The sequence below is a fragment of the Mycobacterium sp. UM_WGJ genome, assembly GCF_000455125.1.
Taxonomy (GTDB): domain Bacteria; phylum Actinomycetota; class Actinomycetes; order Mycobacteriales; family Mycobacteriaceae; genus Mycobacterium.
Window position 1 is genome coordinate 440074 of sequence record NZ_AUWR01000008.1, and the last position, 20728, is coordinate 460801.

General features: G+C 66.5%; 20 protein-coding genes and 1 tRNA gene. 8 read left to right on the plus strand and 13 right to left on the minus strand.

Features of this window, described 5'->3' with window-relative positions; genetic code table 11:
* Positions 1-87: 87 nt before the first annotated feature.
* The 11 genes from N416_RS0103905 to N416_RS0103955 form a co-directional block, all read right to left on the minus strand.
* Positions 88-909, minus strand: coding sequence for a class I SAM-dependent methyltransferase (locus N416_RS0103905; protein ID WP_024440823.1), 822 nt, complete (start codon positions 907-909; stop codon positions 88-90).
* A gap of 63 nt (positions 910-972) precedes the next feature.
* Positions 973-1902, minus strand: a complete 930-nt coding sequence (locus N416_RS0103910) for a ketopantoate reductase family protein (protein ID WP_024440824.1) — start codon at positions 1900-1902, stop codon at positions 973-975.
* The gene (locus tag N416_RS0103915) at positions 1899-3104 is read right to left on the minus strand and encodes an enolase C-terminal domain-like protein (protein ID WP_024440825.1); all 1206 of its coding nucleotides are present in this window, start codon (positions 3102-3104) and stop codon (positions 1899-1901) included. The genes N416_RS0103910 and N416_RS0103915 overlap by 4 nt, the downstream gene beginning before the upstream one ends.
* Before the next feature lie 23 nt (positions 3105-3127).
* Positions 3128-3928 (minus strand): CoA ester lyase, encoded by an 801-nt coding sequence (locus N416_RS0103920; protein ID WP_024440826.1) that lies wholly within the window; start codon positions 3926-3928, stop codon positions 3128-3130.
* Positions 3925-4422, minus strand: coding sequence for a MaoC family dehydratase (locus N416_RS0103925; RefSeq protein ID WP_024440827.1), 498 nt, complete (start codon positions 4420-4422; stop codon positions 3925-3927). Before N416_RS0103925 ends, N416_RS0103920 begins: the two co-directional genes overlap by 4 nt.
* Positions 4423-4424: 2 nt before the next feature.
* Positions 4425-5585 (minus strand): acyl-CoA dehydrogenase family protein, encoded by a 1161-nt coding sequence (locus N416_RS0103930; protein ID WP_155943308.1) that lies wholly within the window; start codon positions 5583-5585, stop codon positions 4425-4427.
* A complete protein-coding gene (locus N416_RS0103935) occupies positions 5582-7573 on the minus strand; it encodes an acetyl/propionyl/methylcrotonyl-CoA carboxylase subunit alpha (RefSeq protein WP_024440829.1) in 1992 nt (663 codons plus the stop codon). Before N416_RS0103935 ends, N416_RS0103930 begins: the two co-directional genes overlap by 4 nt.
* A 6-nt stretch (positions 7574-7579) precedes the next feature.
* Positions 7580-9151, minus strand: coding sequence for a carboxyl transferase domain-containing protein (locus tag N416_RS0103940; RefSeq protein ID WP_024440830.1), 1572 nt, complete (start codon positions 9149-9151; stop codon positions 7580-7582).
* Positions 9148-9789 carry a 3-oxoacid CoA-transferase subunit B gene (locus N416_RS0103945; protein ID WP_024440831.1) on the minus strand — a complete coding sequence of 214 codons (642 nt, stop codon included), beginning with the start codon at positions 9787-9789 and terminating at the stop codon, positions 9148-9150. The genes N416_RS0103940 and N416_RS0103945 overlap by 4 nt, the downstream gene beginning before the upstream one ends.
* Positions 9786-10532 carry a CoA transferase subunit A gene (locus N416_RS0103950; protein WP_024440832.1) on the minus strand — a complete coding sequence of 249 codons (747 nt, stop codon included), beginning with the start codon at positions 10530-10532 and terminating at the stop codon, positions 9786-9788. Before N416_RS0103950 ends, N416_RS0103945 begins: the two co-directional genes overlap by 4 nt.
* 74 nt (positions 10533-10606) lie before the next feature.
* Positions 10607-12247, minus strand: a complete 1641-nt coding sequence (locus N416_RS0103955; RefSeq protein ID WP_024440833.1) for an AMP-binding protein — start codon at positions 12245-12247, stop codon at positions 10607-10609.
* Positions 12248-12350: 103 nt separating this feature from the next.
* On the opposite strand from N416_RS0103955, the gene N416_RS0103960 reads away from it, so the two are divergent.
* Both N416_RS0103960 and N416_RS0103965 read left to right on the plus strand, forming a co-directional pair.
* Positions 12351-13004, plus strand: coding sequence for a TetR/AcrR family transcriptional regulator (locus N416_RS0103960; RefSeq protein ID WP_036457083.1), 654 nt, complete (start codon positions 12351-12353; stop codon positions 13002-13004).
* 65 nt (positions 13005-13069) lie between these two features.
* Positions 13070-13837 carry an MmpS family transport accessory protein gene (locus N416_RS0103965; protein ID WP_036457193.1) on the plus strand — a complete coding sequence of 256 codons (768 nt, stop codon included), beginning with the start codon at positions 13070-13072 and terminating at the stop codon, positions 13835-13837.
* 11 nt (positions 13838-13848) lie between these two features.
* Here the strand turns inward: N416_RS0103965 and N416_RS0103970 are convergent, their stop codons facing one another.
* Positions 13849-15189: an MFS transporter gene (locus N416_RS0103970; protein ID WP_024440836.1), complete on the minus strand. Its 1341-nt coding sequence runs from the start codon at positions 15187-15189 to the stop codon at positions 13849-13851.
* A gap of 23 nt (positions 15190-15212) precedes the next feature.
* Between N416_RS0103970 and cmrA the strand changes: the two genes are divergently transcribed.
* The 3 genes from cmrA (at position 15213) to N416_RS23100 (ending at position 17629) form a co-directional block, all read left to right on the plus strand.
* Positions 15213-16019 (plus strand): mycolate reductase, encoded by an 807-nt coding sequence (gene cmrA, locus N416_RS0103975; protein WP_024440837.1) that lies wholly within the window; start codon positions 15213-15215, stop codon positions 16017-16019.
* Between the two features lie 9 nt (positions 16020-16028).
* Complete coding sequence (locus tag N416_RS23095) at positions 16029-16250, plus strand: hypothetical protein (RefSeq protein ID WP_155943309.1); 222 nt, start codon at positions 16029-16031, stop codon at positions 16248-16250.
* 188 nt (positions 16251-16438) lie between these two features.
* Positions 16439-17629 (plus strand): hypothetical protein, encoded by a 1191-nt coding sequence (locus N416_RS23100; protein ID WP_369797566.1) that lies wholly within the window; start codon positions 16439-16441, stop codon positions 17627-17629.
* Between the two features lie 44 nt (positions 17630-17673).
* On the opposite strand, the gene N416_RS0103985 is transcribed toward N416_RS23100, so the two are convergent.
* Positions 17674-19242 carry a helicase HerA-like domain-containing protein gene (locus tag N416_RS0103985; protein ID WP_024440838.1) on the minus strand — a complete coding sequence of 523 codons (1569 nt, stop codon included), beginning with the start codon at positions 19240-19242 and terminating at the stop codon, positions 17674-17676.
* Positions 19243-19317: 75 nt separating this feature from the next.
* On the opposite strand from N416_RS0103985, the gene orn reads away from it, so the two are divergent.
* The 3 genes from orn to N416_RS0104000 all read left to right on the plus strand — a co-directional run bounded on the left by orn (position 19318) and on the right by N416_RS0104000 (position 20509).
* Positions 19318-19974 carry an oligoribonuclease gene (gene orn / locus N416_RS0103990; RefSeq protein ID WP_024440839.1) on the plus strand — a complete coding sequence of 219 codons (657 nt, stop codon included), beginning with the start codon at positions 19318-19320 and terminating at the stop codon, positions 19972-19974.
* A 34-nt stretch (positions 19975-20008) separates the two neighbouring features.
* Positions 20009-20084, plus strand: a tRNA-His gene (locus N416_RS0103995).
* Positions 20085-20248: 164 nt separating this feature from the next.
* Entirely contained in the window at positions 20249-20509 is a 261-nt protein-coding gene (locus N416_RS0104000) for a DUF732 domain-containing protein (RefSeq protein ID WP_196805096.1), read from the plus strand.
* Positions 20510-20728: the final 219 nt, after the last annotated feature.

Genomic DNA, 20728 nt, shown 5'->3' on the forward strand with positions numbered 1-20728 from the left:
CGTCCACTGTCGGCGACTCACGCCCTAAACAGTTACATTACGTAACGTAATTAGTCAATGGCGTGGCGGGCGGCCGACCTGCGCAGGTCAGAATGCGTAACGGTGGTATTGCGACATGTTCGCTACCGCCGGAACCAGCGACATCGCCTTGCCCAGCGCCCGGTAGGCGCGCGGCAGTTGGGCGAAGGTATCCGACTCGAACCAGCGCTCCCATTGCAGGAGCCGGGTGCCCGGTACCGCGGCAAGAATGTCGTCGGGGCCGTTGATCGCCCAGTGCAGCGTCGCCCCGGATTTGCGCACCACCGCGTTGGACCATTGCGACTTGATAGCCAGCCAGTTGAAGGCATCGAACTGCAGCTCCCCGCTCGGGGCGTGCTCGACGACACGGCGCAGCAACGCCACCCCGTCGGATTCGGTGAGGTACATGGTCAGGCCCTCGCCCAGCATCAATGTCGGGCGGCCGCTGGGGATTTCGGCAAGCCATGCCGGGTCGGTGACCGACGCGGCCACCACGTGGTTGTGCGGTCGTTCGGGCAGCAGGCGCCGACGCAGGGCGGCGACATCGGGATAGTCGATCTCATACCAGTCGATTCCATCGCCCGGTTGCAGTCGGAAGTATCGGGCGTCGAGCCCACAGCCCAGGTGCAGGACCACGGCGTCGGGTTCGGCCGTCAGGAATCGGCGGGCCCAGCTGTCGAAGTGCGCCGCACGGGTGGTCACCGACGGTGATCGGGCCGCGGTGATGGTGGTCTTGCGCCAGTCGTAGTCGATGCGTGCGACCACGTCCTTGGCGTAGCGATCTCCCAGGATGGGTGCGGGCAGATCGGCATCCAGCGCCTTGGCGTACAGCGTCGCGAGCATGGTCTGCGGGGACCCGCTCAGGTCCACCCGTGCCTTGTCATCGGTCATGCCAGTCCACGCTAGCGCCGCCGGCGGCAACCGCGCGGAGCTGAACGCATCTCAGCGTGGTGTTCAGCCCTCGGGCGCGATCCACTGACGTTCAACCGCTTTGACCAGCGCGGTCAGCGTGGCGTTCACCGGTACCTGCTCCCCCACCTGTGCGGCCGTGCGCACCACGGCGCCGTTGATGACGTCGATCTCGCTGACTCGGCGGGCCAGATGATCCAGTAGCGCAGACGGTTTGGCGTTCGGCATCTGCGCACCGAAGGCCCGGACATGCTCGACCGGGTCTGCCACATCGATGCCGATTCCGGCGGCGCGTGCCACCGTCCAGGCCTCGGTCGCGGTGGCACGGCTGACCGGTCCCATGTCTGCGTCGTCCATGACCTGCCCCACCGTCATGCCGGTCAGCGCGCACGGCGCGCTGTAGGCGGCGTTGCAGATCAGCTTCTCCCACTGCATGGCGGCGATGTCGGCGACCGCGGCCGCGTCGAATCCCGCCTCCGACCACACCCGGGCGATCTGATCGACAGTCGAAAAGGGCAGCGCCGCATAGGCGCCGAACCGGACGGCGCGCATCGCGTTGTGGTGTACATGCCCCGGGGCCGGACGCGACGCCCCGAATCCACTGGCGATGCCCACCGCAACGCGATGCGCGCCGACGATGTCGGCGACGGTGTCGGCCGACCCGAGACCGTTCTGGATGGTCAACACCGGCGTGGTGTCGCCGAGCAGTGGCAGTGCCTGGTTGGCCCCGGTGGCGACGTCGGCGGCCTTGACCGCCAGCACCACCAGATCCATCGGCTCGGCCGGGGCGGTGGTGGCCGCGCGCATTGGCACCACCTGGTCAGGCTGCGGCCCGCTGATCCGTAGGCCATTGGCGGCGATGGCGTCGACGTGTGCGCTCGACCGGTCCACGGCCAGCACGTCGTTGCCGGCCGCCGCCAATCTGGCGGCGTAGATCGAACCCATGGCGCCGCATCCGATGACCGCGATCTTCATCGGCTCATTCCCACCAGATCGGCGATCACGGCAGCCAGGTCGGGTTTCTCCTCCAGCCCGAAGCCTGGCGCGTCGGTCGGGGCGATGGTGCCCTCGGTCAATACACAACCCGGTGCGTAGCCGCCGAACGGTGCGAACACCCCGGGATAGGACTCGCAGCCGCCCAGACCCAGCGCGACCACGATGTGCAGATTGATCAGGTGCCCGCCGTGCGGGAAGGCGAAGCGACGATCAAACCCCTGCTGTTCGAGCGTCTCGATCATCCGGACGTATTCGGTGAGGCCGTAGCTGAGCCCGGCATCCATCTGGAAGATGTCGATGCCCGGCCGCATGCCGGCGTAGCGAACGAGGTTGGTCGCATCGCGCTGTGAGAAAAGGTTCTCTCCGGTGGCGATGGCGCCGTCGTAGGCCTCAATGACCGCGGCATTCAATGCGAAATCGAGTGGGTCACCGGGCTCTTCGTACCAGCGCAGGTCATAGGGGTTCAGAGCCTGTGCCCACTGCACTGCGCCGGCCTCGTCGAACCGGCCGTTGGCGTCGACGGCGACCCGGGATCCGCTGCCGACGATGTCGATCACGGCCTCGATGCGTGCCAGGTCTTCGCTGGTCGACGTGCCGCCGATCTTCATCTTGACCGCGTCGTAGCCCAGATCGAGATAGCCGCGGATCTCGCTGCGCAGCCGGTCCAGGGCGGCAGTCGAGTCCGCGCGATCGGAGCCCGGGTAGTAGTAGCCGCCGGCGGCATACACCGGGACGGCGGTGTTGACGGGGTCCCCGTCCAACTCCCTGCCGAAGTACTCGGCGATGGTGCGGTAGGCGGGCTCGTCGGCCAGTTTGGCGTTCAGGTCCCAGCACGCCAATTCCAGTGCGGCTGCGGCACCGGCCCGGTCGCCATGCCCGCCGGGCTTCTCATCTGCCAGCGCACAACACAGCACCCGCGCAGGATCGATGCGGCCGGCGTCGTCAAGCAAGGACTCGGGGCTCGCGCGCAACACTCGCGGGATCATCCGGTCGGCCAGGATGCCGCTCTGAGCGAATCGGCCGATCGAGTTGAACGCGACCCCGGTCACCGGCTTCCCGTCGCGGATCTGGTCGCTGACCACCGCGACCAGCGACACCGTGTGCCGGGAGAAATCGACCAAGGCGTTGGCGACCTCGCCGCGCAATCGGACCGGTGTCTCGATGATCTGGGTGATGCGCATGCGCGGTCAGTCCTCCTGGTGCGTCAATCCGCTCGCCGCAGGATGGCTTCCGCGTGCCGCAGCACCGGGGAGTCGACCATCTGTCCTTCGAACGCGAACACCCCGCGCTCGGTCTGCGCCGCGGCGAGCACCCTGCGCGCCCAGTCAACCCGTTCCGGGGCGGGCCGATAGGCGTCACGGACCACCGCGATCTGGCTCGGGTGGATGCACACCGTAGCAGCGAATCCGACCGCGGCGCCATCGAGTGCTTCGGCTTTGAGCCCGTCGAGGTCGCGGATGTTGAGGTAGACGGCGTCCAGTGCGGCCCGGCCGAACGTCGAGGCCGCCAACAACACACTCGAGCGCACGTGGCGGGCCACATCGCGGTACCGGCCGTCGGAGTGCCTGCTGGAACCGCCGCCCATGGCCGCGACCAGATCTTCGGCGCCCCACATCATCGCGACGCATTGCTGTGCGGCGGCGATCTCGGCGCAGAACACCGCGCCGCGTGGGGTCTCGATCAAGGCCACCACCTGCCGGGGCGCCAGCGCGGCGACCTGGGCGGCGGATTCGGTCTTGGCCAGCATCACCGTCGTGTAGGCAGTGTCTGCCAGGGCCTCCAAGTCGCGGGCCTGGTCTTCGGTTCCAGCCGGGTTCACCCGCACCACGGTCCGCTCCGGGTCAAGCGGCGTGCTCCGCAACGCTTCGCGAGCGGCGGGCCGATCCGCCGCGGCCACACCGTCTTCCAGGTCCAGGATCACCACGTCGGCAACCGCAGCCGCTTTGCCGTATCGCTCCGGGCGATCCGCCGGGCAGAACAGCCACGCCGGGCCGACGCCACTCATCGTCCGTCCTCTGGCCGCTTGCGCACCAGCGTGGTGCGTACCGCGCGGGCAACGATGTCACCGTTCTGATTACGCCCGACGTGCTCCAACGTCACGATGCCCTCCCCGGGACGGCTCTTGGACTCCCGCTTGTCGGTACAGACCGTCTCGGCGTAGAGCGTGTCGCCGTGAAACACCGGCTTGGGGAACGACACCTCCGAGAAGCCCAGGTTGGCCACGATGGTGCCCAGCGTCAGCTGCGCCACCGACAGGCCGACCAGGGTGGAGAGGGTGAACATCGAATTCACCAGGCGCTCACCGCGAAATCCCGGCTGCTGGGCCGCCCACGCCGCATCCAGGTGCAGTGATTGGGTGTTCATGGTCAGCGTGGTGAACAGCACGTTGTCGGCTTCGGTGATGGTGCGCCCGGGCCGGTGCAGGTAGGTGGTGCCGATCTCGTATTCCTCGAACCACAGGCCGCGCTGCTCGACGGTCTTGCTCACGTTGTCGGCCATCGTCACAGCCCCAGCGATCGTGCGATCAGCATCAGTTGCACCTCGGTGGTGCCCTCACCGATCTCGAGGATCTTGCTGTCGCGATAGTGCCGGGCCACCGGATACTCGTTGATGAAGCCGTAGCCGCCGTGGATCTGGGTGGCGTCGCGGGCGTTGTCCATCGCCGCTTCCGAGGAGATCATCTTGGCGATCGCAGCTTCCTTCTTGAACGGCTTGCCCGCCAGCATCTTCGCCGCGGCGTCGTAGTAGGCGGTACGGGCGACGTGGGCACGGGCCTCCATCCGGGCGATCTTGAAGCTGATCGCCTGGTAGGAGCCGATCGTCTGGCCGAACGCCTCACGCTCGCCGGCGTACTTGACGCTTTCGTCGACACAGCCCTGCGCCACCCCGGTGGCGACCGCGGCGATCGCGATGCGGCCCTCGTCGAGGATGGACAGGAAGTTGGCGTAGCCACGGCCCTCGTCACCGAGCAGGTTGGCGTGGGGAACGCGGGCGTCGGCGAAGGTGAGCGGGTGGGTGTCCGAGGCGTTCCAGCCGACCTTGTTGTAGGCCGGTTCGACGGTGAATCCGGGTGTGCCGGAGGGCACGATGATGGTGGAGATCTGCTTCTTGCCGTCAGGCCGCGTTCCGGTGACGGCGGTGACGGTCACCAGTGAGGTGATGTCAGTGCCGGAGTTGGTGATGAACTGCTTGGTGCCGTTGATGATCCACTCGTCGCCGTCGCGGCGGGCGGTGGTCCGGGTGCCGCCGGCATCGGAGCCGGCGCCCGGCTCGGTCAGCCCGAAGCCGGCCAGGGTGCGACCGGCAACCAGATCCGGCAGCCAGGTCTGCTTTTGTTCCTCGGAGCCGAACCGGTAGATCGGCATCGCCCCCAGGCCGACGCCGGCCTCCAGGGTCATCGCCACCGACTGGTCGATCTTGCCGAGTTCCTCCAGGGCGAGCGCCAGGGCGAAGTAGTCGCCGCCCATCCCGCCGTACTCCTCGGGGAACGGCAGGCCGAAAAGCCCCATCTCCCCCATCTTGGCGATGACTTCGTAGGGAAAGCTGTGCTCTTCGTCGTGCTTGGCCGCCACCGGAGCGACGACGGTGCGGGCGAACTCGGCGACGGTGTCGCGCAAGTCCTGATAGTGGCTCGGCAGGGTTCCTGCCTCGATCGTCGTCATGATTTCGCTTCCTCGGTCTCTTCCTCCGGGACCAGCCGCGCCAGCACCTGATCCACCTTCACCTGATCGCCCACCGCCACCAACACCTGCACCCGGCCGGAAATCGGGGCGGTCAGGGTGTGCTCCATCTTCATCGCCTCGACCACGACCACCGGAGCACCTTCGCCGACAGTGGATTCCGATTCCACAGCGACGGCGATCACGGTGCCCGGCATCGGACTGGCGATCTCTGCGGTACGCGGGCCGGCGGCGGACCGCACCACAGTGCTTTCCTGGGCCTCCCGCAGCTGCCAACTCCCGCGTTCGTCGCAGATCCACAGTTGGCCGTCGTCCTCGGCGAACAGGTAGCGACGTTGCCGCCCGGCCACGGTCGCGATCAGCTGATCGCCTTCGACATGGGCGCTGGCGCCCTGGATCTCGCCCTCGCCGATCTGCACCTGCGCGGCGTCGGGCAGGCCCCACACCGACACCGTCTCGGTGCGCAGCGGGGTGTGCATCTGCGTGCGCACCGGCGCCGCCGCGCCGATCCGCCATCCGCTCGGGGATGCCCACAGGTCCGTGCGGCCGCGCTGGGCCAGCTCCCACTGGCGGTAGAGGCCACCGGCGGCCAACACATCGTCGGGAGCGGGCAGCGGTGTGAAGTGGCCCGACCGGGCGTCGAGCAGTTCGGTGTCGAGGTCACCGGCGATCACCCGCGCATCGGCCAGCAGGAACCGCAGGAACTCGATGTTGGTCTGCACCCCGAACACCGCCGTGCCGGCCAGCGCCGCATCGAGTCGCGCCAGTGCCTGCGCCCGGTCGGCCCCGTGCGCGATTACCTTGGACAGCATCGGGTCGTAGTCACTGCCTACGACGGTGCCGTCCAGCAACGACGAGTCCACCCGCACCCCCGGACCGGTGGGTTCGTGCACCGCAAGCACCCGCCCGCCGGTGGGCAGGAAGCCCCGAGCCGGGTCTTCGGCATACACCCGGGCTTCGACGGCGTGCCCGGTGAAGGTGATGTCGTCCTGGGTGAAGGACAGCTTCTCCCCGGCGGCCACCCGCAGCTGCCACTCGACGAGGTCCAGGCCGGTGATCGCCTCGGTGACCGGGTGTTCCACCTGCAACCGGGTGTTCATCTCCATGAAGAAGAACTCATCGGGGCGATCCGCCGAGACGATGAACTCCACGGTGCCGGCGCCGACGTAGTCCACGCTGCGGGCGGTGTTGCAGGCCGCCGTACCGATCCGGTCGCGGGTGGCGGCGTCCAGCAACGGGGACGGTGCCTCTTCGATCACCTTCTGGTGGCGTCGCTGCAGGCTGCATTCACGTTCGCCGAGGTGCACCACGTTGCCCTGGGTGTCGGCGAGCACCTGTACCTCGATGTGGCGCGGCCGCAGCACGAATCGCTCCAAGAACAAGGTGTCGTCACCGAACGCCGAGGCCGCCTCGCGCCGGGCAGTGGCCAGCGCCGGGCGCAGCTGCGCCGGGTCGTCCACCAGGTGCATGCCTTTGCCACCGCCGCCGGCCGACGGCTTGATCAGCACCGGGTAACCGATCTCGGCTGCCGCGGCCACCAGCTCGTCGTCGGACAGACCGGGTTTGGCGATCCCCGGAACCACCGGCACCTCGAAGGCGGTGACGGTGTTCTTCGCTGAGATCTTGTCGCCCATCACCTCGATGGCCCGAGCCGGCGGCCCGATGAAGACCACTCCAGCCCGTTCGCAGGCGGCCGCGAATCCGGCGTTCTCGGAAAGGAATCCGTAGCCGGGGTGAATGGCCTGGGCGCCGGTGGCCGCGGCGGCCTCGAGCACTTTGGGTATCGACAGGTAGCTCTCCAGTACCGGTGCGGGCCCCAGGCGCACCGCGGTGTCGGCTTCACACACGTGGCGCGCCCCGGCGTCAGCGTCGCTGTAGACGGCTACTGACCGGATGCCCATCCGGCGCAGGGTGCGGATCACCCGTACCGCGATCTCACCGCGATTGGCTATCAAGACGGTTTCAAACATGTGCGCTCACATCCGGAATACGCCGTAGGAGACCGGGTCCAAAGGCGCGTTCGAGCAGACCGAAAGCGCAAGGCCCAATACTGTTCTGGTGTCAGCCGGGTCGATGATCCCGTCGTCCCACAGCCGCGCGGTCGAGTAGTACGGGTTGCCCTGCACCTCATATTGCTCACGGATCGGGGCCTTGAAGGCCTCCTCGTCGGCGGCCGACCACGGCTTGCCGGCGGCGTCGAGTTGATCGCTGCGCACGGTGGCCAGCACCGACGCGGCCTGCTCGCCACCCATCACCGAGATCCGGGCGTTGGGCCACATCCACAGGAATCGCGGCGAGTACGCCCGGCCGCACATGGAGTAGTTGCCCGCCCCGTAGGACCCGCCGATCACGACCGTCAGCTTGGGCACCCGCGCACACGCCACGGCGGTGACCATCTTCGCGCCGTGTTTGGCGATGCCCCCGGCCTCATAGTCCCGGCCGACCATGAACCCGGCGATGTTCTGCAGGAACACCAGTGGTATCGAGCGTTTGTCGCACAGCTCGATGAAGTGCGCCCCTTTGACCGCGGATTCACCGAACAGCACCCCGTTGTTGGCGATGATCCCGACCGGGTGGCCGTGGATGCGCGCGAACGCGGTGACCAGCGTCTTGCCGTACTCGGCCTTGAACTCGCTGAACTCGCTGCCGTCGACCAGCCGCACGATCACCTGGCGCACGTCGTAGGGCACCCGCGGGTCCGGGGGAACCACGTCGTAGAGCTCGGCCGGGTCATGGCGGGGCTCGACAGAGTCGCTTATCTCCCATGGGCTTTCGGGGCGAGGGCCGAAGGTGGCCGCGATCTGGCGCACTATGCGCAGCGCGTGTTCGTCGTCGTCGGCCAGGTAGTCGGTGACCCCGGAGACCTTGGAGTGCAGGTCACCGCCGCCGAGTTCTTCGGCGGTCACCACTTCACCGGTGGCGGCCTTCACCAGCGGCGGCCCGCCCAGGAAGATGGTGCCCTGTTCCCGGACGATGACGGCTTCGTCGCTCATGGCCGGGACGTAGGCGCCGCCGGCGGTGCACGAACCGAGCACCGCCGCGATCTGCGGAATGCCCGCAGCGCTCATGGTGGCCTGGTTGAAGAAGATCCGCCCGAAGTGCTCACGGTCGGGGAAGACTTCGTCCTGGCGGGGCAGGAACGCTCCACCCGAGTCCACCAGGTACAGGCAGGGCAGCCGGTTGCCCAGTGCCACCTCTTGGGCACGCAGGTGCTTTTTGACCGTCACCGGGTAGTAGGTGCCGCCCTTGACGGTGGCGTCATTGGCGACGATCACGCATTCCCGGCCTGACACCCGACCGATCCCGGTGATGATCCCCGCCCCGGGGCACTCGTCGTCGTACATCCCGTCGGCGGCCAGTGGCGCCAGTTCCAGGAACGGGCTACCGGGGTCCAGCAGCCGGTCAACCCGGTCGCGGGGCAATAGCTTTCCGCGAGCCACGTGGCGCTGGCGGGACTGCTCGTTGCCGCCCAGCGCCGCGGTCGCCAGCTTGTTCTTGAGTTCGGCGACCAGGCGGCGGTGCTCGTCAGCGAATGCCGATGTTGTCATGACAGTGCCGACAAGTCCAGCGGAGCATCGGTTTTCGCGACCACGTCGTCGACGGTGATGCCCGGCGCGGTCTCGATCAGCGCCAACCCGTTCTCGGTGACGTCGATGACGGCCAGGTCGGTGATGATCCGGTTGACGCAGCGGGCGCCGGTGAGCGGCAGCGTGCACTGCTCGACGATCTTGGCACTGCCGTCTTTGGCGGCGTGTTCCATCATCACGATCACCCGGCGCGCTCCGTGCACCAGGTCCATGGCTCCACCCATACCTTTGATCATCTTGCCGGGGATCATCCAGTTGGCCAGGTCGCCGGCGGCCGAAACCTGCATGGCGCCAAGGACCGCCACGTCCAGGTGGCCGCCGCGGATGACGCCGAACGAGGCCGACGACGAGAAGAACGAGGCGCCGGGCAGGGTGGTCACTGTTTCTTTGCCGGCGTTGATCAGGTCGGCGTCGAGGTCTTCGCGCAGCGGATAGGGGCCGACCCCGAGGATTCCGTTCTCCGAGTGCAGCACCACATTGACGCCGTCGGGGATGTGGTTGGGAATCAAGGTGGGCAGGCCGATGCCGAGGTTGACGTACTGACCGTCGCGCAACTCGGCGGCGACCCGTGCGGCCAGTTCATCTCTTGTCAGGGTCATGCGCGCACCGTCTCCCGCTCGATTCGCTTGATCGGATCGGGCACGTGCACCACCCGGTGCACGAAGACTCCCTGGGTGTGCACCTCGGCGGGGCAGATCTCACCGGGCTCGACCAGGTGCTCGACCTCGGCGATGGTGATCCGGCCTGCCGCAGCGCAGTCCGGGTTGAAGTTGGCGGCGGCCTCGCGGTAGACGAGGTTGCCGTGCCGGTCGCCCTTCCAGGCGTGCACCAGCGCGAAGTCGGTGCGAATCGCCCGCTCCAAGACATAGGTTCGGCCGTCGAACTCCCGGGTCTCCTTCGGTGGCGAGGCCACCGCCACCCCACCGGCCCCGTCGTAGCGCCACGGCAAACCTCCGTCGGCGACCTGGGTGCCCACGCCGGTGGGCGTGTAAAAGGCCGGGATGCCGGCGCCGCCGGCGCGCAGCCGCTCGGCGAGGGTGCCCTGCGGGGTCAGCTCCACCTCGAGCTCGCCGGAGAGAAACTGCCGGGCGAACTCCTTGTTCTCGCCGACATAGGAGCTCACGGTGCGGCGGATGCGCTTGTGCTCCAACAGCACTCCCAGACCGACGCCGTCGACACCGCAGTTGTTGGAAACCGTCTCCAGGTCAGTGACCCCGAGCTGCAGCAGGGCATCGATCAACGTCTCCGGGATGCCGCAGAGTCCGAATCCGCCTACCGCCAGTGACGCGCCGTCGGTCACGTCGGCCACGGCCTCTGCCGCCGTCGCCACGACCTTGTCTATCGCCACCCGCGCCTCCTCATTTCAGTTAATATTCATTAACTGATGCCAGAGAATACCATTCTCAAGCAGCCCTGTCAGCCGCCGCCCAAATGCTCGATTGCCTGCTGGCGCATCTCGTCCTTGCGGACCTTGCCGGTGACCGTCATCGGGAACTCGGTCACAACCCGCACATAGCGCGGCACCTTGAAGTGCGCGAGTCGGCCGGTGCAGAACTCCCGCAGCCGCTCGACGGTCAGCGGCGGCGCGCCGTCGCGCATCATCACCACCGCCATCAGTTCCTCGCCATAGGTGTCGTCGGGCACACCGATGACCTGGGCGTCGCGGATGTCGGGATGGGCATAGAGGAATTCCTCGATCTCGCGCGGGTAGATGTTCTCCCCGCCACGGATCACCATGTCCTTGATCCGCCCGGTGATACGCAGATAGGCGTCGCCGTCCATCACGGCCAGGTCGCCGGTGTGCATCCAGCCTTCGGCGTCGATGGCCTCCGCAGTCTTGTCCGGGTCGTTCCAGTAGCCGGTCATCACCGAGTAGCCGCGGGTGCACAGCTCGCCGACCTGCCCGCGCGGCACCGTCGCACCGGTGGCCGGGTCGGTCAGCTTGATCTCCAGGTGCGGGCCGACCCGGCCGACGGTCTCGACTCGCTGCAGCAGCGAGTCCTCGCCGCGGGTTTGGGTCGACACCGGCGAGGTCTCGGTCATGCCGTAGCAGATCGCGACCCCGGTCATCTGCATGTCATCGATGACCCGTCGCATCACCTCGGCCGGGCACGGCGATCCCGCCATGATTCCGGTGCGCAGGCTGGTCAGGTCGTACTCGGCGAAGTCAGCCAGCCCGAGTTCGGCGATGAACATGGTGGGCACCCCATAGAGGCTGGTGCACGCCTGGTCCTGCACGGCCCGCAGCGTGGCCGCTGGGTCGAATCCGGGGCCCGGCAAGACGATGGCGGCCCCGTGACTGGTCGCCGCGAGGCTCCCCATCACTGAACCGAAGCAGTGATAAAGCGGCACGGGCAGGCAGATCCGATCTGCTGCGGTGTAGCCGAGCAGCTCACCGACCAGGTAGCCGTTGTTGAGGATGTTGCGATGGCTCAGCGTCGCGCCCCTGGGGTAACCCGTTGTGCCCGAGGTGTATTGGATGTTGATCGGATCATCAGCACGCAGTGTCGCGGCCACCTGCGACAGTGCTGTCGCATCGATCGGCGTGCCGGTTAGCTCCTGCCACCGGGAGCCGCCGATGAACACCACCTCGCGCAGCTCCGGGCATTCGGGAGCCACCTCCTGCAGCATGACGACGTAGTCAGATGTCTTGAAACGCTTCGCCGAGATGACCAACGCGACCCCGGACTGCTTGAGCGCATAGGCCAATTCGTGGGAGCGATACGCGGGGTTGACGTTGACCAGAACCGCGCCGATCTCGGCGCTGGCGTACTGGGTCAATACCCATTCGGCACAGTTGGGCGCCCAGATGCCCACCCGGTCCCCCGGCCTGATGCCGGCATGCAGCAGCCCGGTTGCCAGTCGGCGCACCTCGGCTACCAGCTCGGTGTAGCTGAAGCGCCGACCCGCCGGAACGTCAACCAACGCATCATGATCGGGGTACCTGCTGGCGATCGCCGCGAGATTGGCGCCGATCGTCGTCTCCAGCAAGGCGGGCTGAGCCCCGCCGCGGGCATAGGACAAGTCGTTCTGCGCCGCGGGTACCGCAGTTGACATCGGCTCCTCCACCGGTGCCGCCCGAAGCCCGATGTGCTCGCAGGCGACGGGTGTTACGTTAGTGGCCATTAACTCCAGTTGTCCACGACGGAGCGGAGGCGTGATGGCTTCTTCCATTCCGAAGTCCATCTCGGCCGACTCGGCGGGCAATGACGAGCCGGGCAACCGGCGCAGCCGGCTGAAGTCCGACCGGCGTAGCCAGCTGCTCGCAGCAGCCGAACGCCTCTTCGCGCAGGGCGGCTACCCGGCGGTGCGGCTGGAGGACATCGGCGCGGCCGCAGGAGTCAGCGGCCCGGCCATCTACCGCCACTTCGCAGGCAAGGAGGCGCTGCTGGTCGAGTTGCTCGTCGGTATCAGCACCCGGTTGCTCGCCGGGGCGCGCGCCGTCGAAGCGGGTGGACACAGTCCGCAGCAAGTGCTGGACGGCCTGGTCGAGTTTCATCTCGATTTCGCCCTCGGCGAGCCGGATCTGATCCGGATCCAGGACCGCGATCTGGCTCACCTGCCGGCCGCCGCGCAGCGTCAGGTGCGCAGCGCCCAGCGGCAGTACGTCGAAGTGTGGGTGAGCGTGTTGCGCGCGCTGCATCCGGGGCTGGCCGAAGCCGATGCACGGCTGATGGCGCACGCCGCGTTCGGTCTGCTGAACTCGACCCCGCACAGCATGAAGCCCATTGGCGCCAAGTCGGCCGGCCCGGAACGCTCGCGAGCGGTGTTGCGGGCGATGACGATCAGCGCGCTGGGCGCGACCGGAATTTAGGACCGCGCGCCGACGTCCCGGCCGCAGACGCCCGGCGCAGGTACCCTGCAAGCCATGAGGTGGGCATGACCGATCCGTATCGACCGGAGGGCTCTAATCAGTCCTGGCAGCGCGGTGGAGCGTCTGAGCCGCCGACGTCCGGCTATCCGCCCTACGTCGACCCGGCCTACGCCGGGCAGCTGCCGTCGTACCCGTCCGGTTATCCGCCGCAGGCTCCCCACCCGACCGAGCAGTTGCCGCGGCAGCACTGGGAGGCATCCCAGCCCCCGGAGGGTGGACCCGTAGGCGGCGGCGAAGGTGGACCGCCGGAGCCTCCGCGGTTCCCGGCCTGGCTGTTCCTGGTAGCCGGCGCCGCGGTACTGCTGGTGGTCGGCATGGTGATCGCCCTGGTGATTGCTAATGGCTCACAGCGCAATTCAGCCACCGTCACGCCGGTGACCCCGTTGCCGACCGCCCCGAGCACCCCGGTGCCCAAGCGTGTCCCCACCACCACTCCCTCGACGCCAACGACGCCGGCGCCGAGCACAACGACCACACCTCCACCGACGACATCGACCACTGCCGGAGTGCCCGAGACGATCCTCTACAGCGTCAGCGGGACCGGTCGGGCGCTGAGCATCGCCTACATCGATACCGGCGGCATCTTGAAGACTGAGTTCAATGTGGCGCTGCCGTGGAGCAAGCAGGTGACGCTGACGCCGCCGGCCACGACGGCGGCGGCGGTCACGGTGGTCAATTTCGGCGAACAGATCACCTGCTCGGTATCGGTGGACGGTGCACAAGTCCGCCAGCGCACCGGTTCGATTCTCACGGTGTGCGCTGCTGCCGGCTGACGCGGCGATCGCTAGCGCGGCGAAGCCGGGCGAAGCGGGGTCGGCGCCATCGGCACCCGCACCGGCAGCAGCGCCAGCAGGCCCAGCAGCAGGACGGTACACAACCCGCCCATGCCCGCCCGGTCGGTGCCGAAGACGTCGACGAAGACCGAGAACAGCCACGGCGCCAGGAACGAGACCGCCCGACCGGTCATCGTGTAGAGGCCGAACGCCACCCCTTCGAACCCATCCCGGCCTTCTTGGGCCATCCGCAGCAGCAGGGTGCGTGCCGAGGACTGAGTCGGCCCGATGAACAGACACAGCACCAGCCCGCAGGCCCAGAACGCGCCCGGGCCCGACAGTGTCATCAACGTGGTGCCGGCAGCGATCATCACGACCAGTGAGCCCACGATGACGGTTTTGGATCCGATCCGGTCGTCGAGCAGGCCACCGGCGATGGCCCCGACTGCGGCCACCACACTGGCCGCCACCCCGAAGATCAGCACGTCGCCGGCTGAGATGCCGTAGACGTTGACGCCGAGCACCGCGCCGAACGCGAACACCCCGGCCAGCCCATCCCGGAAGATCGCGCTGGCCACCAGGTAGAAGACCAAGTTGCGGTCGCGGCGCCATTCCCCGGTGATGTCGCGCCACAGCTGGCGGTAGCCACCGAGGAAGCCCACCCGCACGGCAGGCGCCTCGGTCTCGCCGGCCAAGCGCTGCGCGGTGACCAACAACGGCAACGCGAACACCGTCAGCCAGGCCGCGGCCAGCAGCATCGCCACTCGAACGTTGTGTCCGCCTTCAGTGGACAAGTGCAGCAGGCCGCGGGTGGGACCGCTGCCGGCGATGCAGCCCACGTAGACCAGCAGCAGCAACACCACGCTGCCGGCATAGCCGGCCGCCCAGCCGAACCCGGAGATCCGGCCGGAGTTCTGCGGCGTCGACAGCTGCCGCAGCATGGCGTTGTAGGGCACGCCGGCCAGGTCGCCACATGCGGCGGTCAACGCCAACAGCAACAGTCCCGGAGCCAGGTAGGCGGGCTCATCACGGATCAGGCTCATCGAGGCTGTCAAGACCGCTGCGGTACCGGTCAGCACCGCCAGCGTCAGGCGACGGCGGTGCGGGGCAGCCACCCAGACTCCGATCACCGGCGCGACTGCGGCCACGGTCAGCCCGGAGATGGCCAGGGTGCGGCCCAGCCAGCTGGCCGGGGACACCTCTCCGGTCAGCTCTCGACCCACACTGCTGGTCAGATACACCGAGTAGACGAACGTCACAACGATGGCGGAAACTCCGGCCGCACCGGTGTCCCACAGCGCCCAGGCCACGATCCGGGAACGCCCCGGCTTGTCCGCCCCCGGCTCTCCCATGACTGGCACTCTACGATTGCCCCATGCCAATTCCTGCTCCCAGCCCAGATGCCCGCGCCGTCGTCACCGGAGCGTCCCAGGGAATCGGTGAGGCGCTGGCCACCGAGCTGGCCGCCCGCGGCCACGCCCTGATCATCACCGCGCGCCGCGAAGACGTGCTCAACGACGTGGCGGCGCGGCTGCGTGACACGTACCGGGTCGCGGTAGAGGTACGCGCCGTCGACCTGGCCGACCCGCCCGCACGTGACGCGTTCTGCGCTGAACTGGCCGAGCGGGAGATCTCGGTGCTGTGCGCCAACGCCGGCACCGCGACATTCGGACCGATCTCCGGCCTGGACCCGGCAGCGGAGAAGGCCCAGGTGCAGCTGAACGCGGTGGCGGTGCACGACCTGGTGTTGGCAGTGCTGCCCGGCATGCTCGCGCGCCGCGCCGGCGGCATCTTGATCTCCGGTTCGGCGGCCGGAAACTCGCCGATCCCCAACAACGCCACCTACGCCGCCACCAAGGCCTTCGCCAACACGTTCAGCGAGTCGCTGCGCGGCGAGCTGCTGAAGTCCGGGGTGCACGTCACGTTGCTGGCGCCCGGACCGGTACGCGCCGAGATGCCTGATGCCACCGAGGCCTCGTTGGTTGACCGGCTGATCCCGGATTTCTTGTGGATCTCCACCCAACACACCGCGAAACTGTCGCTGGATGCGTTGGCGCGCAACAAGATGCGCGTCGTACCCGGCGTCACCTCCAAGGCCATGTCGATGGCCAGCGGCTACGCGCCGCGCGCCATCGTCACACCGATCGTGGGGGCAGTTTACAAAAAGCTCGGCGGCGGCTAGCACGATCGGGTGGCATCGTCGCTGGAACGCCGCGGTTCAGGAGATGCCCAACGCAGGAAAGGCGTTGCCGCTCTGGAAGAATCCGGTATCTGCGCACCGCCGCCGAGCCGTCACCAGGCCGCAGGACGCGAGCCGTTCATGCCATGCCGCTTTGCCGGCACCGCCCGGCCGGATCGACTCGACTACCTGGTCGCCGCCAAGAAGGCGAGCATCTCCAGTCCTGCGGCATAGTCGTCGCTCTGGTCGACCGCGGCGACACGGCAGCTCCACCTCCGCATATTCGGCGGTTCAGCCCAAACGTGGACGAATGATGTAGTTGCAGCCTCCCAGTTGATAAAGGCGGCAACATGTCCACTAAAGTTCGGAAATAGAGTTAACATTTATCGATATCACAGCTCCATCACAAAGGAATCGTGAAGATGACACAGCGAAAAAATAGGCATTGGTCAGCCAGCGCGCACACACGGCGCAAGGCCATTGCCACTACCGCTCCAATCGAGGATGTTGAACGCGCCACCGTCAGGACATCAGCCACGCGGCACCACGGATCCGACAAGGTGATCGTCTCGCTATTGATCGCCGGCGCGGCGCTGCTCGCCCCTCCTGCGCATGCGGACATCGATGACATGTTCTTGGACGTAGCGGGCAGTGCGGATGCCAGCGGTCCAACGAACTTCGCCATGGTTCCTATGGACGTGATAGGTGAGCTCCATCGGCCGGTAATCGACATCTCCATCGGGCGCGAATCGTTTTCTACCCTGGTAGACACCGGCTCCGAAGGGCTATTCGTTCCATTGCAAGAGCTCGGGGGAACCCTCGGGATCATCGAAGGTATCTTAGGTGGATATTTCGGACTTCCGGCCGCCTTTCATGCGGGCGATTTCAGCTTTGGCGACAATGATCCGCTTTGGTATATAACGCTTCCAGTCAACCAAATTGGATTCGGCTATGATATTGGAACCGGAAGCGAACTGACATCCGGCCCGACGGAAATTCAGGTACTGATATCGTCCGGGTCAGGATTTAGCGGCTGGTTCAATTTTGCTCTTGGATTGGCCTTTCCCAATGATTTCGACTATGTCGATAAATACGGCGCAGCTTCAATCATGGGCGTAGGACTGGGCACCGGCGGCCCCGGCCCAATCGTTACTGCAGCTCTGCCCGGAAACCTTGGCTCCTACATCGTCATCGATGAACCTGAGCGCCTCCTAGGTTTCGGGATGCCACCCGGCGTTCACTGGACGGAATACTACGGCGATAGGCCCGGCGACGTAGATACTCCATATTCATCATTGTGGGTGAAGATCGGCGACCAGCAACCTGTGAAAGTACACGCCCTTTGGGACACGGGCGGCGGCTGGGGAAGCATTCCATCGAGTGTGCTCGATGCTGGCCATCAGAACCTAATCGACGGGGGTGGCCTTAAAAATGGAGTGCCGGTCGCTGTGTATGGCGAACTCGACGGCGTAAGAAAGCTAGTATATTCGTTTGTGACGGACGCATATCACAACACTTACATCAACGACGATCCCGATATGAACACCGGATTCTTTCCATTCGTTAATAATATAATTGGATTCTGCACGGCGGCGGGTAAATGTGGCAGTTGATCCACCGTCGCGCCTAATTCGCCAAAGCTCCTGACAGTATTGAGCTAACGCCGGCGCCGGCCGGTACCCATTGCGCCGCGGGTGATCTGACCGACCACCACAGTGGTGACGGCACGTGTCACCTGCTTGCCCTCCCGAGTGGAGAGGAAGTGGGCGAGCCAGCGACCGAACCGCGTCCACCAATGCACTTTCGGTGGCGGCGGCACTTCGTCGTAACCCAGGGGATCCGACGGCGGCGCAGTGCCCTCACCGGCTGCGAGCTTGCCGGACAAGATCTCATAGGCCGACTCGCGATCCACTGTCTCGCTGTAGACCGCGTGCAGCGGGCTCGCGGTGGCAGCCGCGGTGATCGCCGCGTCGCCGACCGAGGCCATCATCGATCGCGGTGCCCGCAGCCGCGTCCAGGCGACCGGCGTCGGTGCACCTTTCTCCGACAACACGGTGACGACCGCCTCGCCGATCCCCAGCGAGGTCAGCGCCGACTCCAGGTCATACGCCTTGGTTTTCGGGTAGGTGCGCACCGTCTTGCTCAGCGCTGCCTGGTCATCGGGGGTGAACGCCCGCAGCGCGTGCTGAATCCGGGCGCCCAGCTGGGACAGCACGCTGTTGGGCACATCGGTGGGCAACTGGGTGCAGAAGAACACTCCGACGCCCTTGGAGCGGATCAGCTTCACGGTCTGCTCGACCTGCTGCAGGAACGCCTTCGAAGCGTCGGTGAACAGCAGATGCGCCTCGTCGAAGAAGAACACCAGCTTGGGCTTGTCCACGTCGCCGACCTCGGGAAGCAGCGTGAACAGGTCGGCGAGCACCCACATCAAGAAGGTGGAGAACAACACCGGGCGGGTAGCTTGATCACCCAGTTCCAGCAGCGTGATGATCCCGCGGCCCTGACTGTCGGTGCGCAGCAAGTCCTCCGGCTTGAGCTCCGGCTCACCGAAGAAGGTGTCGCCGCCCTCGGCCTCCAGGTTGACCAGGGCACGCAGGATCACCCCGGCGGTCTGAGCCGACACCCCGCCCAGGTTCTTCAGTTGAGGCTTACCGGCATCGCTGGTCAAAAACGTGATGACCGAACGCAAATCCTTTAGGTCCAGCAGCAGGTAGCCGTTCTGGTCCGCCCAGTGGAAGATCAGCCCCAGCGTCGACTCCTGAGTGCTGTTGAGCCCCAACACCTTCGACAACAGGATGGGCCCGAAGCTGGAAATGGTGGCACGCACCGGGATTCCGAGACCGCCGGTGCCCAGCGACAGGAACTCCACCGGGAACGCCGTCGGCGTCCAGTCGTCGCCGGTCTCGGTGGCACGCTGGGTGATCTTGTCGCCGGCCTCTCCGGCCCGCGACAGCCCGGACAGGTCGCCCTTGACGTCGGCCATCAGCACCGGGACGCCGGCGGCGGACAGCTGCTCGGCGATCACCTGCAACGTCTTGGTCTTGCCGGTGCCGGTGGCGCCGGCCACCAGCCCGTGACGGTTGATCGTGGCCAAGGGAATGCGGACCTGCGCGGAGGCGTCTGCGGTGTCGTCGATGACCACCGTGCCCAGTTCGAGGGCCTGGCCGTCAGCGACGTAGCCCGCCGCGATTTGCTGCGCGGCGTTCGCCGCCGACTCGGGACTCACAGTTCACGACATTACTTGGCCGGTCTGGACCGCTGTGCGGCTATGGCTGGGGTGAACGGCTAACGTTGGCTAACTGTGAGTGCTGCACGAGACGAACTCGTCTGGATCGACTGTGAGATGACCGGCCTGGATCTGGGCAAGGACAAGCTCATCGAGATCGCCGTCCTGGTCACCGATGGCGAGCTGAACATCCTGGGCGACGGTATTGACGTGGTGATCCACGCCGACGACGCGGACCTGGACGCCATGAGTCCCGTGGTGACGCAGATGCACACCCGATCGGGCCTGATCGACGAGGTCAGGGCATCGACGGTCGATCTGGCCACCGCCGAGAAGATGGTGCTCGACTACATCCGCACCCACGTCAAGCAGGCCAAGACGGCGCCACTGGCGGGCAACTCGATCGCCACCGACCGCGGTTTCCTGGCCCGCGACATGGGCGCCCTCAACGACTACCTGCACTACCGGATGATCGACGTCAGCTCGATCAAGGAGCTGTGCCGTCGGTGGTATCCGCGGATCTACTTCGGCCAGCCCGAGAAGGGCCTGGCGCACCGCGCACTGGCCGATATCCACGAGTCCATCCGGGAATTGAAGTACTACCGGCGTACCGCGTTCGTCTCCCCGCCCGGGCCTTCTACCAGCGACATCGCTGCGGTGGCCGGGGAACTGGGGCCGCCGGTGGACGCGCCCGACGATATCGATTCGGTCGCTGAGCGCCCAAGCGGTTAGTATCGACGACGCTGCTTGCTAGTCGGCAGCAATGGTGGCTGTAGTTCAGTTGGTAGAGCACCAGGTTGTGATCCTGGGTGTCGCGGGTTCGAGTCCCGTCAGCCACCCCAGTAAGTCAGGCCCCCTTTCGAGGGGGCCTGACTCGTTCCTGCAGGATGCCGAGCGACCTCAGTGCGACCCACCCCATAGCCGGCCTTCCGACAAAACTCCCTCTGAGCGGTCCATGGATTAGAGTTCAGCACCCGTTCAAGAGGGAGTTCTTGCAGGCTCTGTGTTGGCAGCTGGGCTGCTTCTAGGCACTACCCCGGTCGCCCATGCCGACCGCGACAGTTTCATGCAGTACATCCGCGACCACCAGATCAACACCTCGGTCACCCATCCGGACAGGGCCCTCCTGTTTGGCATTCAATATTGCGACGACACGATGCGGCAAGGCGTGAGTCCTGAGGAACTTGCGGACACCATTTCGCTCTTAGACATCCGTGGATTCGTCGATGCGGCGCAGCACGAACTGTGCCCGGACACCCTGCGATGAGGCGTGGCTCACCCCGCTAACCGCGGCAGCCTCCTTCGATGTGACGCCAGCAGCGCGCGCGGATGACGCGGCCGTGGTGAGGCAGTCCGGTGGTCTGGAACGAGGCCCACGAGGTACCCCTTCCCACATCGCTGATCTCTCTCGTTCAAGATGCGATCACCCCAGAGTTACGTCTACATAGGTGAATGAGTAATCGCTGTGCTCTAGTGTCCTGAGTCA

Coding starts and splice junctions, on each gene's coding strand:
- N416_RS0103970 (WP_024440836.1), bottom strand. CDS start 15,189: ATGGGAGAGCCGGGGGCGGACAAGCCGGGGCGTTCCCGGATCGTGGCC.
- N416_RS0103915 (WP_024440825.1), bottom strand. CDS start 3,104: ATGCGCATCACCCAGATCATCGAGACACCGGTCCGATTGCGCGGCGAG.
- N416_RS23100 (WP_369797566.1), top strand. CDS start 16,439: ATGACACAGCGAAAAAATAGGCATTGGTCAGCCAGCGCGCACACACGG.
- N416_RS0103930 (WP_155943308.1), bottom strand. CDS start 5,585: ATGACGACGATCGAGGCAGGAACCCTGCCGAGCCACTATCAGGACTTG.
- N416_RS0103940 (WP_024440830.1), bottom strand. CDS start 9,151: ATGACAACATCGGCATTCGCTGACGAGCACCGCCGCCTGGTCGCCGAA.
- N416_RS0103935 (WP_024440829.1), bottom strand. CDS start 7,573: ATGTTTGAAACCGTCTTGATAGCCAATCGCGGTGAGATCGCGGTACGG.
- N416_RS0103925 (WP_024440827.1), bottom strand. CDS start 4,422: ATGGCCGACAACGTGAGCAAGACCGTCGAGCAGCGCGGCCTGTGGTTC.
- cmrA (WP_024440837.1), top strand. CDS start 15,213: ATGCCAATTCCTGCTCCCAGCCCAGATGCCCGCGCCGTCGTCACCGGA.
- N416_RS0103920 (WP_024440826.1), bottom strand. CDS start 3,928: ATGAGTGGCGTCGGCCCGGCGTGGCTGTTCTGCCCGGCGGATCGCCCG.
- N416_RS0103945 (WP_024440831.1), bottom strand. CDS start 9,789: ATGACCCTGACAAGAGATGAACTGGCCGCACGGGTCGCCGCCGAGTTG.
- N416_RS0103965 (WP_036457193.1), top strand. CDS start 13,070: ATGACCGATCCGTATCGACCGGAGGGCTCTAATCAGTCCTGGCAGCGC.
- N416_RS0103905 (WP_024440823.1), bottom strand. CDS start 909: ATGACCGATGACAAGGCACGGGTGGACCTGAGCGGGTCCCCGCAGACC.
- N416_RS0103960 (WP_036457083.1), top strand. CDS start 12,351: ATGGCTTCTTCCATTCCGAAGTCCATCTCGGCCGACTCGGCGGGCAAT.
- N416_RS0103910 (WP_024440824.1), bottom strand. CDS start 1,902: ATGAAGATCGCGGTCATCGGATGCGGCGCCATGGGTTCGATCTACGCC.
- N416_RS0103955 (WP_024440833.1), bottom strand. CDS start 12,247: ATGTCAACTGCGGTACCCGCGGCGCAGAACGACTTGTCCTATGCCCGC.